Origin of the sequence: Rhodoferax fermentans (genome assembly GCF_002017865.1) — a bacterium.
GTDB classification, from domain to species: Bacteria; Pseudomonadota; Gammaproteobacteria; order Burkholderiales; family Burkholderiaceae_C; genus Rhodoferax; species Rhodoferax fermentans.
In genome coordinates this window covers 506,727-520,959 of record NZ_MTJN01000002.1, presented here as the reverse complement: position 1 = coordinate 520,959, position 14,233 = coordinate 506,727, and the positions used below count along the sequence as shown (strand labels likewise).

General features: G+C 53.5%; 17 protein-coding genes and 1 pseudogene. 10 read left to right on the top strand and 8 right to left on the bottom strand.

Annotated features, from left to right (window positions below; genetic code table 11):
* Positions 1–23 precede the first annotated feature (23 nt).
* The 3 genes from RF819_RS02570 to RF819_RS02560 all read left to right on the top strand — a co-directional run bounded on the left by RF819_RS02570 (position 24) and on the right by RF819_RS02560 (position 3,788).
* A complete protein-coding gene (locus RF819_RS02570) occupies positions 24–992 on the top strand; it encodes an IS5 family transposase (protein WP_078366726.1) in 969 nt (322 codons plus the stop codon).
* Positions 993–1,113: 121 nt separating this feature from the next.
* Positions 1,114–2,241 (top strand): hypothetical protein, encoded by a 1,128-nt coding sequence (locus tag RF819_RS02565; RefSeq protein ID WP_078363517.1) that lies wholly within the window; start codon positions 1,114–1,116, stop codon positions 2,239–2,241.
* Positions 2,238–3,788, top strand: coding sequence for a DNA translocase FtsK (locus RF819_RS02560; protein ID WP_078363516.1), 1,551 nt, complete (start codon positions 2,238–2,240; stop codon positions 3,786–3,788). Before RF819_RS02565 ends, RF819_RS02560 begins: the two co-directional genes overlap by 4 nt.
* Positions 3,789–3,805: 17 nt before the next feature.
* Here the strand turns inward: RF819_RS02560 and RF819_RS02555 are convergent, their stop codons facing one another.
* Positions 3,806–6,358, bottom strand: coding sequence for a DNA phosphorothioation-associated putative methyltransferase (locus RF819_RS02555; protein WP_078363515.1), 2,553 nt, complete (start codon positions 6,356–6,358; stop codon positions 3,806–3,808).
* 489 nt (positions 6,359–6,847) lie between these two features.
* On the opposite strand from RF819_RS02555, the gene RF819_RS02545 reads away from it, so the two are divergent.
* Positions 6,848–7,519, top strand: coding sequence for a DUF6988 family protein (locus RF819_RS02545; RefSeq protein ID WP_078363513.1), 672 nt, complete (start codon positions 6,848–6,850; stop codon positions 7,517–7,519).
* A 244-nt stretch (positions 7,520–7,763) separates the two neighbouring features.
* Here RF819_RS02545 and RF819_RS02540 read toward each other — a convergent pair whose 3' ends face one another.
* The 4 genes from RF819_RS02540 to RF819_RS02525 all read right to left on the bottom strand — a co-directional run bounded on the left by RF819_RS02540 (position 7,764) and on the right by RF819_RS02525 (position 9,278).
* Positions 7,764–7,994, bottom strand: a complete 231-nt coding sequence (locus RF819_RS02540) for a hypothetical protein (RefSeq protein WP_078363512.1) — start codon at positions 7,992–7,994, stop codon at positions 7,764–7,766.
* 65 nt (positions 7,995–8,059) lie between these two features.
* On the bottom strand, positions 8,060–8,572 hold the full coding sequence (locus RF819_RS02535; RefSeq protein WP_078366735.1) for an HAD domain-containing protein: 513 nt from the start codon (positions 8,570–8,572) through the stop codon (positions 8,060–8,062).
* Positions 8,572–8,781 (bottom strand): hypothetical protein, encoded by a 210-nt coding sequence (locus RF819_RS02530; RefSeq protein ID WP_078363511.1) that lies wholly within the window; start codon positions 8,779–8,781, stop codon positions 8,572–8,574. Before RF819_RS02530 ends, RF819_RS02535 begins: the two co-directional genes overlap by 1 nt.
* The gene (locus tag RF819_RS02525) at positions 8,778–9,278 is read right to left on the bottom strand and encodes a hypothetical protein (protein WP_143541561.1); all 501 of its coding nucleotides are present in this window, start codon (positions 9,276–9,278) and stop codon (positions 8,778–8,780) included. Before RF819_RS02525 ends, RF819_RS02530 begins: the two co-directional genes overlap by 4 nt.
* Positions 9,279–9,342: 64 nt before the next feature.
* Between RF819_RS02525 and RF819_RS02520 the strand changes: the two genes are divergently transcribed.
* Together RF819_RS02520 and RF819_RS20845 are read left to right on the top strand one after the other, a co-directional pair.
* The gene (locus RF819_RS02520) at positions 9,343–9,924 is read left to right on the top strand and encodes a hypothetical protein (RefSeq protein ID WP_078363509.1); all 582 of its coding nucleotides are present in this window, start codon (positions 9,343–9,345) and stop codon (positions 9,922–9,924) included.
* A gap of 467 nt (positions 9,925–10,391) precedes the next feature.
* Positions 10,392–10,877, top strand: coding sequence for a protein-tyrosine phosphatase family protein (locus tag RF819_RS20845; RefSeq protein WP_143541560.1), 486 nt, complete (start codon positions 10,392–10,394; stop codon positions 10,875–10,877).
* Positions 10,878–10,917: 40 nt separating this feature from the next.
* Here the strand turns inward: RF819_RS20845 and RF819_RS02515 are convergent, their stop codons facing one another.
* Complete coding sequence (locus RF819_RS02515) at positions 10,918–11,079, bottom strand: DUF4113 domain-containing protein (protein ID WP_078363508.1); 162 nt, start codon at positions 11,077–11,079, stop codon at positions 10,918–10,920.
* Positions 11,080–11,371: 292 nt separating this feature from the next.
* Between RF819_RS02515 and RF819_RS02510 the strand changes: the two genes are divergently transcribed.
* Complete coding sequence (locus tag RF819_RS02510) at positions 11,372–11,914, top strand: recombinase family protein (RefSeq protein WP_078363507.1); 543 nt, start codon at positions 11,372–11,374, stop codon at positions 11,912–11,914.
* Positions 11,915–11,918: 4 nt separating this feature from the next.
* Here RF819_RS02510 and RF819_RS02505 read toward each other — a convergent pair whose 3' ends face one another.
* Together RF819_RS02505 and RF819_RS20840 are read right to left on the bottom strand one after the other, a co-directional pair.
* Positions 11,919–12,305: a nucleotidyltransferase domain-containing protein gene (locus tag RF819_RS02505; RefSeq protein ID WP_078363506.1), complete on the bottom strand. Its 387-nt coding sequence runs from the start codon at positions 12,303–12,305 to the stop codon at positions 11,919–11,921.
* 33 nt (positions 12,306–12,338) lie between these two features.
* Positions 12,339–12,788 (bottom strand): hypothetical protein, encoded by a 450-nt coding sequence (locus RF819_RS20840; protein ID WP_143541559.1) that lies wholly within the window; start codon positions 12,786–12,788, stop codon positions 12,339–12,341.
* Positions 12,789–12,915: 127 nt separating this feature from the next.
* Between RF819_RS20840 and RF819_RS21385 the strand changes: the two are divergent.
* The 3 genes and pseudogenes from RF819_RS21385 to RF819_RS02485 all read left to right on the top strand — a co-directional run.
* Positions 12,916–13,119: pseudogene (locus tag RF819_RS21385) on the top strand (IS1595-like element ISCARN29 family transposase); the annotation flags it as partial.
* A 125-nt stretch (positions 13,120–13,244) separates the two neighbouring features.
* Complete coding sequence (locus RF819_RS02490) at positions 13,245–13,637, top strand: type II toxin-antitoxin system RelE/ParE family toxin (RefSeq protein ID WP_078366734.1); 393 nt, start codon at positions 13,245–13,247, stop codon at positions 13,635–13,637.
* On the top strand, positions 13,618–13,950 hold the full coding sequence (locus RF819_RS02485; protein ID WP_078363503.1) for a helix-turn-helix domain-containing protein: 333 nt from the start codon (positions 13,618–13,620) through the stop codon (positions 13,948–13,950). The genes RF819_RS02490 and RF819_RS02485 overlap by 20 nt, the downstream gene beginning before the upstream one ends.
* The last annotated feature ends 283 nt before the right edge of the window (positions 13,951–14,233 follow it).

Here is a 14,233-nt window from a genome sequence, read left to right as displayed (position 1 = left end):
GGCATCCCAAGCAGGAGATGCAGATGAAACAACAAACTCTGGCCATGGCCGAACAACAAAGCTTTGAGACCTACCGCAAGCCCACGCGGCGCGATGAGTTCTTGAAGACCATGGAAGTCATCGTTCCCTGGGCCGCTCTGTGCGAAGTCATCGAGCCGTTTTACCCCAAGGCCGGTAATGGGCGTCCCCCCATCGGGCTTGAGCGTATGCTGCGCATCCACTTCATCCAGCACTGGTTCAACCTGGCAGACCTGGCCTGTGAAGAAGCTCTGTACGACAGCGTGAGCCTGCGTCGCTTCGTGGGCATTGACCTGGGGCGTGAATCTGTGCCGGACGCCACCACGGTGTTGAACTTTCGCAAACTCCTCAACAAGCACAAACTTGGCCAAGCCCTGTTTGCCCAAGTAGGCGCTGTCTTGCAAAGCAAGGGCTTCAAGCTCAACACCGGCACCATTGTGGACGCCACCATCATTGGTGCACCGAGTTCCACCAAGAATGCGAATAAGGCGCGCGACCCGGACATGCACCAAACCCGCAAGGGCCAACAGTGGTACTTTGGCATGAAGTTGCACATCGGTGTGGACAGCCAAAGTGGTCTGGCCCACCATGCGGTGGTCACAGCAGCCAACGTGCATGACAAACACCCACTGCCCAGTTTGTTGCATGGCAAGGAGCAACGCGTCTATGGCGACAGTGCCTACGCCAGCCAGAAGGAGCTGATCCGCAGTGCAGCACCCAAGGCCAAAGACTTCACCAACCAGCGCAGTCGCCGCTCTGGTGTGGTCGATGAAGGCATTCGCGCCAAGAACCGCAACAAATCCAAGATCCGCTCACGCGTGGAGCATGTATTTGCTGTGGTCAAGCGCCTGTGGGGCTTTGGCAAGGTGCGTTACCGTGGGTTGCAGAAGAACGCCACGCGGGCGTTTACTGCTTTGGCGCTGGCCAACATCTATCTCTGCCGACAAAGGCTGATGGCACAGGTGCGTCCATGAGGGCGCAATAGGGGGTGAATTCCCCCTGAAACAGCCTCAAAGGGGGCAAAAGCGAGCTCAGCTGGTCGCAATTTCGACAACTTCGGTTTCTCGATACCGCTGGGGCCTGCTTTGACTCTACTTGTTCAGCGTTGCCCTAACGGACTTCAAGGCGCAGCTCAAGGGCGAAATCGCGCTGGCGGAATGGCAGGCCGAGTGCCGTACGCTGCAACCCAAAAGAGACAAGTTTGAGCACTCGTTTCTCGGAGACTCGGGCCCGGGCTTCAGCCCAGAGCTGACGGCCGAGCAACTCAGCGTCGTGAAAGCCAGGATTGAAACGGCCTGGGCCTCGCTCTTTCATCCGGCCCCTACAAATTGCGCCGAAAACGTAGTTCATGGTTACCTCCACGAAGGCCTGCGCGAGAGAGCGCTGAACTTCCTTGGGACAATCCAAGTCGGACAGCAAGAAGTGCATGACTTGCTTGCGCGGCAAAAAGCGTTGGAAGAACAGATTGGGGAGCTCAATCGAAAGATTGCACGGGTCGAGGGCATTGACCGTGATGGCACCTTGAACGACCTTACTGCAAACCTGAACAGAATCAGTTCAGAGATGGAAATCGTTGAACAAGCTATCAAGGACAAAGAGCGCGAAGAGTACAGCCTTGAAGTGACCGTGGGCAACACCAAGGCCAGTTATTCCCATGAGAAGTCTCGTCTTGACGAGACCAGTCCTGTGCGTAGCCTGCTGGGCAAGTCTGAACGGGTGCGCGCTGTCATTGACGAAGTTGTCCCGCTGCTGTTCCCCTTGAAGGTCAAGGCGCTCGCCACGGCCATGACCAAAGTTTATAAGCAGCTGGCTCATAAGGACCAAGTTGCCAAGATTGAAATTGATGACGATGGAACCACCCGCATCTTGGGCAAGACTGGTAAGGAGATGACGTTTGACAGGTCTGCCGGCGAGAATCAAATTTTCGCTACGGCGCTCATCGCGGGTCTTGCAGAGGTTTCAGAAATCAATGCACCGTTGGTGGTCGACACCCCGTTGGGGCGCCTCGATAGTGCACACCGGGAAAACATCTTCAAGTTCTGGATTGGCACACCCAATCGCCAAGTTATCTTGCTGTCGCAAGACAAGGAAATCGATGGCGATTTCTACGCCCGAATTGAGAAGCACGTTTGTGCGACCTACCTGCTGAAGCACTCGGACGTGGGCGACGGTATCGGACGCACCATGGTGGTAGCAGGTGAGTACTTTGGAGTCGCAGCATGAGCCAATTAGACATTCAACAGGTACTGAGCGCTCGCTACGTGACAAGCCAGGAAGCCGACAAACACACGGACCAACTTCGGCAGAACCTCGGACTCGACACCAAAGCTCAGGTTGCACGCCTGGCAATTGGCAGGTCCTTGGCCATGGGCAAACTGCCTGACATCAAAATTGATTCATCCGGTATGGCCATCCCCGCTACTTCCCTGTTTTCGTCCGAAAACATAGGGGCATGGGTGGGCCTACTGCTGACCCAGGCCATTTCTACTGAGGGCCCTATTTTTGACAATATGGACGGACTTCGCAATGCCATTCGTGCGCACTGGCACCGAGGCGCGATTGCGCTTTGGGAGGAATGGAAGTCCAGTGATGAGAATTACGAGAAATTCATTGAAGCCCTCATTCGGCGCTCCGAGATGCCCGATTTCGCCGGCACGGCGGATGACCCTGCGAATGTCGACGGTCAAGGCAAGTCGCCCGTCCAGGTCGAAGAAGCCCAAGACCTGTCCGCTACGCTGACTAAGGCTTTGGACGAATTGGGCATCAAGGTTCAGGTTAAGAACTCGCTGGTGGGCCCTCGCCTAACGCGCTATCGCGTGCTTTTGATGAATTTGGCGGACCTGGGCAAGCTCAACCGCAGTGTTTCTCAGCTGAGCCTGGCACTGAACCTCGGCGCGAACGTAGTCGCGGTGTCCAACGGTGACGAATCCAAGACAATATTCATTGACGTGCCACGGCCCAAGTCCACCTGGACGGCCGTTGGAATTGAACGGCTTCAAGAATGGGCCTATGGCGGCACCAAAGACGTCAATCAACTGGCACTGTATGCGGGCGTTGACGTCACCGGAAACGATGTCACGTTGGACCTTGCAGCGGCTCCCCACTTGCTAGTGGGTGGAACTACGGGGTCCGGCAAGAGCGTATGCCTGCACTCGTTCATTCTTTCGCTGTTGATGCGCCACAAGCCAGAGACATTGCAACTGGCGTTGATTGACCCTAAGCAAGTTGAATTTGCAGCTTACGCAAAGTTACCCAACCTGTACCGGGGAGAAATTGCCACAGAAATCCCGCAGTCTCGAGAGATGCTGACTGAGCTCGTAATTGAGATGGATACGCGGTACTCGGCGTTCAACAAGTTGGGGGTGTCAAGTATTGGCGACGCCCGCAAGAAGGGGCAAAACCTTCCTTACATCGTTGTGTTTATTGAAGAGTTAGCCGACCTGCTAATGCAGGACGAAAACATTGAACCGTTGATTGCGCGCTTGGCGCAGAAAGCGCGGGCTGCAGGAATTCATTTGGTACTGGCTACTCAGCGGCCTGACGCGAAGACGTTCTCCGGCTTGATTCGCAGCAATATTCCAGCACGCGTCGCTCTAACAGTAAGAACGGGCTCTGAGTCCCGAATTATTCTGGATGAAACTGGTGCTGACAACCTGCTAGGTTCTGGCGATATGCTTTTACGCTTGCCAGGAGAGCCCGCTAAGCGTGCGCATGGCGTGTTTGTTCGACTTGAAAACGTCGTCAATATTGTTAGCGGCGTCGGAAAGTAACGCGGGGACGTTTGCGGTTATTTGAATGGCCGAGGTATGCGTCTTCCGGATTTGTTAGGAAGCATCTCGTAGGCTAAGAACGCAGGAGCTGATGACCAACTGATATGTACGGGGCGGTCTGAGCCGTAAAAATAAAGCCGGTCGAATGGCAAGTTTTTTACAGTCCAGTCAGCAACTTCGCGCATATCCTCGTATTCAACCAAGAAATCACAGGCAGCGCCGCCCCGTTTGCATATCAATGCACCGGTGGCCAGGCGCTCTTCTCCAGCGTGTTGGTCCAAGGTCGGAGCTACGCGCTCTTTGATGTGTTTGCTGAGGTCATGCGAGCAGAACCCGTAGGTGAGATTTATTGCGCCAAAGTACTCGATAAGCGGGTCCAGTATTTTGGTAGCCAGACCGTGCAGTGCGTTGTAGGTTTCAGGCCTTTTGGGAATGTTGCGGCATCCCAGTCTCAATTGGGTTTCCCCACACTCCACAAAATCGCGGTAGCTGAAGTTAACGCCGCACGGCGAATCCAGTGAGGGTACGGTATTGCTGGGCACCAATTCCCAGCCCTTCACCCTCATTCGTGTATGTTCCAGTCGTTCCGCCAGTTCTTCGGGCCGGGGCCCATATTTTTCGTCACCTAGGACGCCCGATGCATCAAGTGCCTCGTCAAACGCCAACTGCTCTGCATAGTGCGGGGAGTCTTCATTGAGGTAACAGCTTTTCCAATACAGAATGGGTTTTGGAAACTCACCACCGTACTCAAATAGGTCATACGTCAACTTTCTCAGGTTGACCTTGATACGCCGTGCCATTAAGGGCAATGGGTTCGCTTCAAAGTCGTCAAACTCCATGAGCGACAACTTTCTGGACGTGATGTGCACCTTCAAAAGTTTGGCATCGCTCAGGCCTTGCGTAAGCACCATTGCACAAGCGATATACGCCCTGAGTAGTACCGGCAATCGGTCTACCAGCTCCACGTGTAGCTGCAATGAGTGCCCCTCTTCAAGAGCACCCAGCCCTGATTCTGCGGCTTGCTTGCAAGCCTCAAGAATTCTTTCAGAGACGGAGGCTCCTTGGAGCAACTGCAGACCAGCGGCTTGAGCAGACAAATAGTCACCAAAGAACTCAGCGACGTCCTTTTGTAGCCTAGGTTCCAATTGCCGGTACCTGGGGCGTTTGGAGAACTGCTGAACTGCAAAGTACAGTCGCAAGTCGTCTTTTCGAGCTTGGCAGGCCGTCTCCAGTAATTCCAAAGGATAGTGGGCGTGAATTAGGCGCCATGCTCTGCGTAACGAGGGTACTGCGCCGTTGAAACTGAAGCCCGCTGGTAGCTCTTCAATGCCGGGATATCTGCCCAACGCAAGGGCGGTTTGCCAATACAAGTCCAAAACAGGCCTCGCTGCCTCTAAGCGTCGTTCGTTCGCTGTGGTTCGATGTGCTCGGAGGACTTCGCGTCGAGCAACAATTCGGCGACTTTGCAAAATAAGGCGTGAGTCCACATTTCTCGACCTGTACTTGGCTGTAAGAAAGCGTTGCTCCAGCACTTTGTCTGCGAAGACAAAGGCGATGCCAGGAGCCACTAGGAATGCCTCTTGTTGCAGAACCTGCTCAAGATAGTCTTTGAGTTCTTCTTGGCTAAAGTACTTCTGAAAGGTGCCTCTGGACGTAACAACGCCGTCACCATACGCCTTCCCACCCCGCTCTGGGCCATAAAGCATGACCCCGACGGAAAGCACGCCACTAGTGAGCTGAAACGCCTTGGATATTGCCTCAACCCGTTCAGCCGGGTCGTCAATCACATTGATTACAAAGCCCAGATTTACGGCGTGGGCCTTATTCGGCAATTCGTTTGCTGGGGCATAGTAAGGGTCCCAACCTGACGTGACGTAACCGCTGTCGGCCAATGCTTTCAGGTCGTCACCCCGTCCGCAGCCATAGTCAAAGAACAGGTCATCCTTATCTATTAGCCCATGGCGCACCAGCATTTGTACCGGCGCCGAAATAGAACTCCTGGCCATAGCGGTTAGATGCCGTTGAATGGTAGGTGACGCATCTTGGGGCCGCACGTCGGTCTCGTCAGTTGCCTCCACATTTCCCAACGGCAAGAAATCGGAGCCAACCAATCGATAACCTTTGAGAGAAATGGTTCGCTCCCAGTTCAGAAGAAACCCAATGGTTTTTGGGTGCTCGAACAGCCCGAGCGCCTCGCAGGTCTCCGTGGTCTTGGCCCAGTCCGGGTATCGTGGATGGTCGCTTGACACAAGAAGTTCCTTGCGGTGCAAGATGGGCGGGTTGGCCGACTGCACATAGGACCGAAAGTTGAGAACTGATGCGTCTGGGGTCGCCATTGACCAACTGCTTTTTAGCAAGGGGAATGGCTCATCCTCGAACTCGGTGTACTCAAGCAGCGAGACTCGCTGTGTGCGCTTATTGACCTTTACAACGTTTGGTCTTTCTCGCACATCAGGGGGTAGCAAGGCCAGGGCTCGGCAGACGAGCGCCAGACCAGCTTCCCCCAACCCAGCTACGTTAGTCAAGTGGACATAGAGGTTATCGCCAACCTCCTTACCAATGCCAGCCATTTCAAGCACCTCACAATTCCATGCAATGCGTGTGACTATTGTCGGCTGCAGGGAGCGCGCAACCCAGGCTTTCGTCTTTTCAGGTGTGCATCACCTGCCGCTAACTTCAGTAGATGCTGAAAATTGCCGGCATCAAAGTGGGAATTTGGCGAGTCCTCATTACTCGCCATTTCCACCTTGCACGTGCGCTCCACGGCGGGAGCGGTCTGCGCTTGGCAAGTGGCAAATGCATCAAACTCAAAGCCTGGGTCCTCCTCAACTTTATGGTTTATGCCAACACCAGGCAAGTCCTTGAGCGATGACTTGTACCAGCTAGCCGTTACCCTCATCTGAAGGGATTGTCGGCGCTGTCCGATATCGGATGCTGACGAGCAGCAAATGGGCGGAGTGGTGGAGCAAATTTAGTAAGCATCATATGAACGATACTGACCATACAACTGATTGTCGTTTGTCGTGAGCAGCTCACGATAACAATATATGGGACATTGAATGAATGCTTCGACGGTCGACCAAACATCCGCAGCGATAGGATTGCCCGCCGACCTTGCTCGAATACTGGCACTTTCGGCAGAATTTGATGAGGATGTGTCAGCCTTGCTTAATTCAGGTTGGAACGCATCGACCCAGCGATTGGCAATCAGCATGGCATATTGCAAGGCGGCCCTGGAACACGCCATTAGCCAGAGAGTTCTAATTGAGGTGGGACTGCACGGGACAGCACTCAGTCTCGTGCGCCTCCATTTTGAAGCTGTAGTAAGGGCAGCATGGGTACTGCAGGGCGCCAACGACGAGTGGGTCACAAAATTCTGCACGCCGGTACCTGATGGGGATTTTTCAGAGCCGCAAATGGGCCCTCCCATTCCCGCCATGCTCGACGCAATCAAGAAGTACGCCCCGGATGCAGCCCGCGAGTTCGCTCGACTTAACGAGACCGTGAAGGTGATGCATTCTTTTGTCCATGGCGGCGCTCACCTAGTCGTTCATGCCCTTAGGGGCTATCCACCTGGAAAGCTGGTTTCGGTCTTGCAGAATCGGAACTTGCTCACTCTGCAATTAACCAACGTTATCGTGATTGGCAGCCAAAATCCTCAACTCAGGGGAATGGTTGGCAAGCTCGGCAAGAAGCATGCTGGTTGCATGCCGCCGCTGGTCGCGGGTTGAGAAAACGAAAATGGGTCAGAGGACTCTGTAGGGCCAATGGTTGGGCATCACGCGGCCAGATTGGCCAGCCGATTTTTCAGCTGCGCAAAGACCTCTTTGTCGCCAACTCCTTTGCAATGAAAGGAGTGCACAAGTTTCATACGCGCTCCCTCGACGTCATTTGCAACTGATGGCACAGCTTCGTGGGGCACAAATATTTGTCTTGCCTCGAGGCAAGACGGCATTGCAGGCAGAGGCCTGTTCCTTAGAAAATGGAGCCGATGAGCTTTGCCCTACGTGCAACACCACCAGCAAACCAATTCACTTCATTGCTGGACACAGTACCCGCTTTCAGACCCTCGATGTCTTGGCGCTGATTTGCACGTTTTTGCTCCCACATGTCCGCGGAGCACATGACTAGCGTGCGCACGGCAGCATCCTTCACAACCGTCACTTGAGACTTCTGGTCGTGGTTCGTGCGAATTTTCGTACTCATGATTCAAGTCTAAAACGTTTGCGAAAGATGGAAATATGTACGGCAGTCAGATGAACAATAACGGATTATTGCCTGCACATCGCTTCTAGCTTTTGCTTGAAAATTGCCAGGACTTCCGGGGCGGAGACCCCCTCATATTGGTGAGTCTGTACCCAATGTCGCTCGTACGGCCCCGACCAGCCGTCTTCGGCGTCATCCAGTGCCAGCCAGTCTCGGGGTTGACGGCGATGTGCGTCTGCGATGACTTGCTTGCCCCGTGGCAGTGCTTGAAAATCATCTTTGCGCATATACCGGCTATGGAAGGTTCCGCCAATGACGCGAGCCTGCAGCTCCGGTGGCAGGCGCTTTGCTGCTTTGGCTACGCCGTAGTGCACGGCCCACGATGTCGACAGCACTATCTGCACCTGTGGGTATGGCGCAAGCAGTTGAGCGAGTAGCTCGGCGTGCTGAAACAGCTGGTAGCGCTCAGGCGCAACCAGAAAGGGACCGCTCCCATTTGAGATGCGCACGTTTTCATGATGCAGCACGCCATCAAAATCGAGAAAGAGAATGAGGGCATTGCGGCGAGATGACGACATCATTTCCCAAAATCTTCGCTAACTCTGGGCCCATCGATGGAGAAGCTGTCCCATGTTTTCTCCCCCGTCTGTGCAGCGTTCAGCATTTGCTTTGCAAGCATGTACTCCGTGCGTGCAATCATCTCGTCAGTGGTGTTTCCTTTGGCAGGCGCAGCTTCGTATGTCTGAATGATTTTTGCTAATGTTGCTCGCTGTGTTTTGTTGTTCATATGTCTCCTGGAGCCCTTTGAACGCGCACTCCCTGGCTGCCAGTCATTGCGATAACCGTGGAGGTAACGTCCCGAGGTCGCAGCGTGCTCCGCCAAAAGCTTTTTTTCGCCTGATTGACCATCAGCACTGTGAATCCGCACGAATAGCCGAGTCCATACGCATCCCCCTGCGCGCTGACCCCAAGCATTCGAGTTGGGTCGAAAAGAACGATTTCTGGTGAGAGTTGAATGATTTCGCGATGGTCAGTACACCCCGCAAACGTCAAGAAGCGACGGCCTGGCAGAGGGGTGTGGCAGGGCCCCGTCGGGGCAACTTCAAGCACTTGCCAGTGTTCCAAGACAAATCGGGGTGCGGCATCGATGCGTTCGATTTCCCAGCTCAGATTCATCGAATGTTCCTCACGTTTGTGGCGTCGCCATGCAAAAGAACAACTCTGCACCACATGCATATGAAATGAGAAGCCCCCTTTTCCAAACTCCCATTTCGTATGCTTCAACTGGTTTTTTTCTGATGGCTAGACGTCTTGACAGCAATTTGCTGTCAAACAAGAGGACATTCGAATGGACAAGACGGAAGATATGAAAGACGGGGAACGACATGCCTCAGACGGCACATTGGACATACAGCCGCTGATTGCGACGCTGGTTTCAATGGCAAGTCGACGGGGGCACAAGATGGGAGACCTAGCCAGGGAATTGGGGGTCACCTATGAGCGCCTTGGACAGTGGCGCCGCAGACCGGCCGAAATCTCGAGTGCGGGCACAGATGTTTATGACCGTGCGGCCAAGTACCTGGGTATTCCGACAGCGCTGGTAATGGTGATGGGTGGGAAAATTCGCCTGAGCCACTTCGTTTGGCCGGCGACAGCGCCGGTCGCAGACCGGGTCGCTCGGGAGCTGAAAAGGCTTCGCCAGGACGCGTCATTGGGAGGTTTCGTGCCAGACGGGCTATCCAATGCCGCCCCTGACGTCCAACTTTTTGTGCTTTTTCTCTATGCGCAGATTTCAGGGCAGGGTGCAAAAGATGGAATGGGACTGCCCTGGCTCAGCGCCTTGCACCAAGCGGTAACAGGGGAGCAGATGTTGCGAGCTGCTCCTGGATGGGCGTCCCACCCGAATTCGGGTGGTGACAGAGTTTTCTAACCGCCATTTTTGATTCAGGCTCCCCGGAAAGGGGAGCTTTTTCATTTCACATCACGGAAGTTATCCACCCCAAATGGCATTTCGGGTTTCCAAAATGTGGCTTTGAGTTTTCTTGAACAATTTTCGAATTTGTGGATTCGAACCAACGCCATTTACGGCACTTCGAATACAAGTGATTTGAGCGCTTGCTTATCGCAGCGCCAGACATTCCGTAACCGTTACGGTAACCGGTTATGAATTCAATGGAAGTGCCCGATGTCCATGAGGTTTGCCGTGAAACATTGCCCGATTTGGGGCGGAAAATCACGATTAGTTGATTGATGGCATGGGTTTATGGAGGACTTTCAAAATCGCGTGAAACATTGACTTTGTCAGGCTTCCTCTCCTGTGAAAAAAGTTGCAGTCGAAACGACGAAGATGACACGCACAATTCAGTCTGACCTACCAATTCTTTGGCATCTTTTGCTATGTTGAAATCTGTTGAATTCATGTCCTTGAAAGCTGTGAAATCTGTTGTTCCGACGAATGGTGTGGCAGTAATTTCCATCCACGACTCTTCCACTGCACGGGACCTACCTACCTTTTCTGGATTCTTTGATGTGCTGAGAGTCAACATGCTCGATGTTTGCGAAGAACATGTTGGTCTGATGCCGGGTGCATGGTCGGATGAGCCGACGCTTGAGCAACACTTCCAATACTGCGCCCTTTCGGATAATTTTGTTCCGTCTTTATCGCATGCACATGCGATTCGTTCATTCGTGGACCGACTTCATGCGCACACAGATAGACTGGACCTTTTGGTGCATTGTTCAGCAGGAGTCTCTCGGTCTGCAGGGGTGGCGTGTTGGGCTGGCCAGTACCTCGGAGTCAAATTGCTTGATAGGGCAAACGTCGGACTTGGCGAGGCGAATCCGCGAATCATCCGGTTGCTGAACTCGCTGCCCCGCCAATAGTCTGGAGAATCCAGCGCTGGCCTGGGCATCCACAACATCTTTATGCCCGCGCAACCGGCATGTCTTCCCATCGTGTTGTGTACCCGGGTGTCCTGCGCTCCTGCTTCATTGACCACATCCACTGGTTCCCATCGAGCCCTGCGCTTGCGATGTGCACGGCTCCTTTGCCGTACCGCTGATTCAGCACATCCAGCGTAAACATGAGAGCTCCTCGGTCTCGGGCACCCGCATGCCGACGATACGTAAACACTGTCGCTCAAACGCTCGTTTGTGAGACTTTGGTGATGCCATGTGGAAACCAGCTCAAAGTACTGTTTTTCTTGTCTCAAAAGTCTGTGTGGATATCAAATTCGCATCGCTATACGAAGCAATGACTTTTGCGACAAAAATTTTCAAATTGCCCCTTAGGCCGAAATGCGCCGGGGTGATGACTCCGACAGCCACCGAGATGCTGCGGAAGGCCGCATCACAACTCAACCCAAAAAGGTAGACCTATGCTCGTTGGCTATGCCCGCGTCTCCACTGATGACCAAAACCTGGACCTGCAGCTTGATGCATTGAAGGCAGCAGGATGCGAACAATTGTTCTCTGACAAAGTCACTGGCGCTGCCAAGACAAAAGAGGGCCTGGTCGAAGCATTCAAATACTTGAGGGAAGGGGACACGCTGATTGTCTGGAAACTGGACCGGCTCGGACGAACTGTCAAAGGACTGGTGGAACTGGTTGAAGGTTTCCAAGCCCGTGGTGTGCAATTTAAAAGCGTCACCGACAGTATCGACACATCAACCGCTGCGGGTCGGTTCTTCTTTCACGTCATGGCAGCTCTGGCTGAAATGGAGCGAGAGCTCATCAAGGAGCGCACGAGGGCCGGGCTCAATGCGGCGCGGGCCCGTGGGCGCCTTGGCGGGCGCAAGCCCAAAATGGACTTCTCAAAGGTGGAATCCGCTAAGCAACTGCTCAACTCGGGAATGCTAAGCAAAGATGTGGCCCGGAATCTCGGAGTTTCGCGGGCCACGTTGTATAGGGCTATTGCATAGCTAGTCACGGCCACACTCGAATGGCTTTTTTTGTAGTGCATTCGACGTCAAAATCATGGCCTGCTTTCTCCTTGGATTGCATGTATTCGCACAGGTCTTCGGAGAGAATTTTCCATTCCCAAGTCTTCAATGAGCCAGACTTCAGTCGCGGACCCCAAGCATTCCGAAAATCGATTCCATTGGTCACAACCATGAAGTCAATATCCTGCCGATGCAGATTGGTTGCTGATTGAAGTCGCTCAAGGGTGCCTTCGCTGCCGAAAGCAATGAAGTCCCAATCCGATTTCTCGGTATCAGTTCCATTGGCTCGCGAGCCAAACAGCCAAATTGAACTGATGTCATGGCCAACTTCAAGAACTTGCCTAAGAAAGGGCATGATTTCAATATTCATGTGATGCGGCTGCTGTAGAGAAGTTTTACGGAGTTAGACAAGGGCATTTGTCCATGGCAATCCATCGCTCGGGTCAGGATGACGTATCTCGTCGACTGGGCGTCCATGCTCCCGGCGCTCGCACTCCAGCGAAGCGAGAATGCTTCGAGCGGCAGTGGCTGGGTACCCGCCAGCTTTTGCGCGACCGTACAGTTTTTGACGAAGCAGATTGCACGCCTTGGGATGCACCTCAAATTGGTTCTCTCCCATAGGGACCTTGAGCGTGAACATGTCCATGAGCATCCGATAAGCTGGCATCCCCGCATTGTTAGCGCGTCCAGCATCTATTGCTTCGAGGCCAATTTCCAGTCGCTTCTCAACCCCACCTTCCACCATGTAGAGGACTTTACCAAGCAGCGCGTCGGCGAGAGGCGACGCATTCTTTCGACATGAATCAATTAACAAAGGCAGGTGCTCCGGCACATCCCTGACTGCCTTTGCCAAAGCTGGAGCGATACGCTCTACGTTCCACGAATTTCGGCACCATGAAAATAGGGTTCCTTCAGCAATCAGATGAGCGAACTCCGCGAAATGTTTCGACGAGAGGGCCGAGGCTAGGGCATATGTGAGCTCTTCGGGTGTCTACCACGTGCAGACCGTGAACAGCTACCACGAGCGCCTTAAGACCACGCTCAACAGAGTTCGCAGAGGCGTAGCCACCAAGTACATGCCCAATTACCTTGCCTGGACAAGGCTGGACGAGTGGTACAAGGGCGACTTAAAGCCCGAATATTTCGTCATATCGGCGCTTGGAAGACAGCTCATTAATACGTAACGCGGGATGGGCGCGAACGGACTACAGGGGATGACTGTGCCATGAGACAAAAGGTGGCAATTGGGAGCTTTCAAACATATGCAGGATTGAAACTCTAGCATTTGATGCTATACTTAGGAACAACAATGCATTCAAAAAGAGTATTCAAGACGAGAACGTTTGACCGATGGGCGAAGAAGTTGATAACGGACGCTTTGCTTTGTGTCGCTGCACGGGAAATCGAAAAGGGCCAATTCGAGGCCGACTTAGGTGGCGGGTTATGCAAGAAAAGAATTGCCATGCCTGGAATGGGTAAGAGCGGCGCTACGAGAACCCTTGTGGCCAAGCGTCATGCTCAAGCCATATTCTTTGTCGTGGGCCGCTCAAAGAGCGACCCCGGTACTGACTTTAGTGCGAAAGAAGAAGAGGCTGCCAAGATTACTGGCGGTAACTTGCAGAAAGCAGATGTTGCGAGATTGGACCAAATGAAGGCAGACGGTGCCTTGACGGAGATATGTAATGACAAATCAAAATGCTAAAAATTCACGTGTGCTTCAGGAGTTGCTCGAGACAACGGCGGAGTTGAGCGCTTACGGCCTTGTTTCAAAGACAGATATGGCTCGCATGAGGGTTCTCTGCGAAGAACCCCCTGAGTACACGCCTGAGCGCATTGTGTCCATTCGCACGGCTATTGCTAAGATGAGTCAAGCTGTATTTGCAGCACTCTTAAACGTGAGCATGTCGACCGTTCAAAAGTGGGAGTCCCCTGTAGCGAACAACCGCCCGAGTGGCGCGTCCGCCAGGTTGCTTCAGTTGGTGGAAACTAAAGGTGTTAAGGCGTTACTTTTCTGAAGCAGTCGTCTTGGTAACCTGACTCAACGCGGCGTCTCCCAGACGCCGTTTTTTCATCTTGAGTTTCCTCGGCACCGGTGCAACCCACCGTTTAGGACTCCCTCGCGCCTCCGTGTCTTACCCTGCGAGTAGCCGCACACTGCCGATGCGTGGGCTGCTCGCTAATGAACTGGGCTTACGGCAAACCAGCGACGCCGTGGAACTAGCCACTTCGGACAAGATAGGGCTAATGGCCGCCTTGAAGTGGAAGCCTTTTTTGTCAAAACCAATACATAACGAGAAC

Coding starts and splice junctions, on each gene's coding strand:
- RF819_RS02520 (WP_078363509.1), top strand. CDS start 9,343: ATGGACAAGACGGAAGATATGAAAGACGGGGAACGACATGCCTCAGAC.
- RF819_RS02485 (WP_078363503.1), top strand. CDS start 13,618: ATGACAAATCAAAATGCTAAAAATTCACGTGTGCTTCAGGAGTTGCTC.
- RF819_RS02510 (WP_078363507.1), top strand. CDS start 11,372: ATGCTCGTTGGCTATGCCCGCGTCTCCACTGATGACCAAAACCTGGAC.
- RF819_RS02515 (WP_078363508.1), bottom strand. CDS start 11,079: ATGTTTACGCTGGATGTGCTGAATCAGCGGTACGGCAAAGGAGCCGTG.
- RF819_RS02540 (WP_078363512.1), bottom strand. CDS start 7,994: ATGAGTACGAAAATTCGCACGAACCACGACCAGAAGTCTCAAGTGACG.
- RF819_RS02570 (WP_078366726.1), top strand. CDS start 24: ATGAAACAACAAACTCTGGCCATGGCCGAACAACAAAGCTTTGAGACC.
- RF819_RS02535 (WP_078366735.1), bottom strand. CDS start 8,572: ATGTCGTCATCTCGCCGCAATGCCCTCATTCTCTTTCTCGATTTTGAT.
- RF819_RS02530 (WP_078363511.1), bottom strand. CDS start 8,781: ATGAACAACAAAACACAGCGAGCAACATTAGCAAAAATCATTCAGACA.
- RF819_RS02545 (WP_078363513.1), top strand. CDS start 6,848: ATGAATGCTTCGACGGTCGACCAAACATCCGCAGCGATAGGATTGCCC.
- RF819_RS02560 (WP_078363516.1), top strand. CDS start 2,238: ATGAGCCAATTAGACATTCAACAGGTACTGAGCGCTCGCTACGTGACA.
- RF819_RS20845 (WP_143541560.1), top strand. CDS start 10,392: ATGTTGAAATCTGTTGAATTCATGTCCTTGAAAGCTGTGAAATCTGTT.
- RF819_RS02490 (WP_078366734.1), top strand. CDS start 13,245: ATGCATTCAAAAAGAGTATTCAAGACGAGAACGTTTGACCGATGGGCG.
- RF819_RS02555 (WP_078363515.1), bottom strand. CDS start 6,358: ATGGCTGGCATTGGTAAGGAGGTTGGCGATAACCTCTATGTCCACTTG.
- RF819_RS02505 (WP_078363506.1), bottom strand. CDS start 12,305: ATGAATATTGAAATCATGCCCTTTCTTAGGCAAGTTCTTGAAGTTGGC.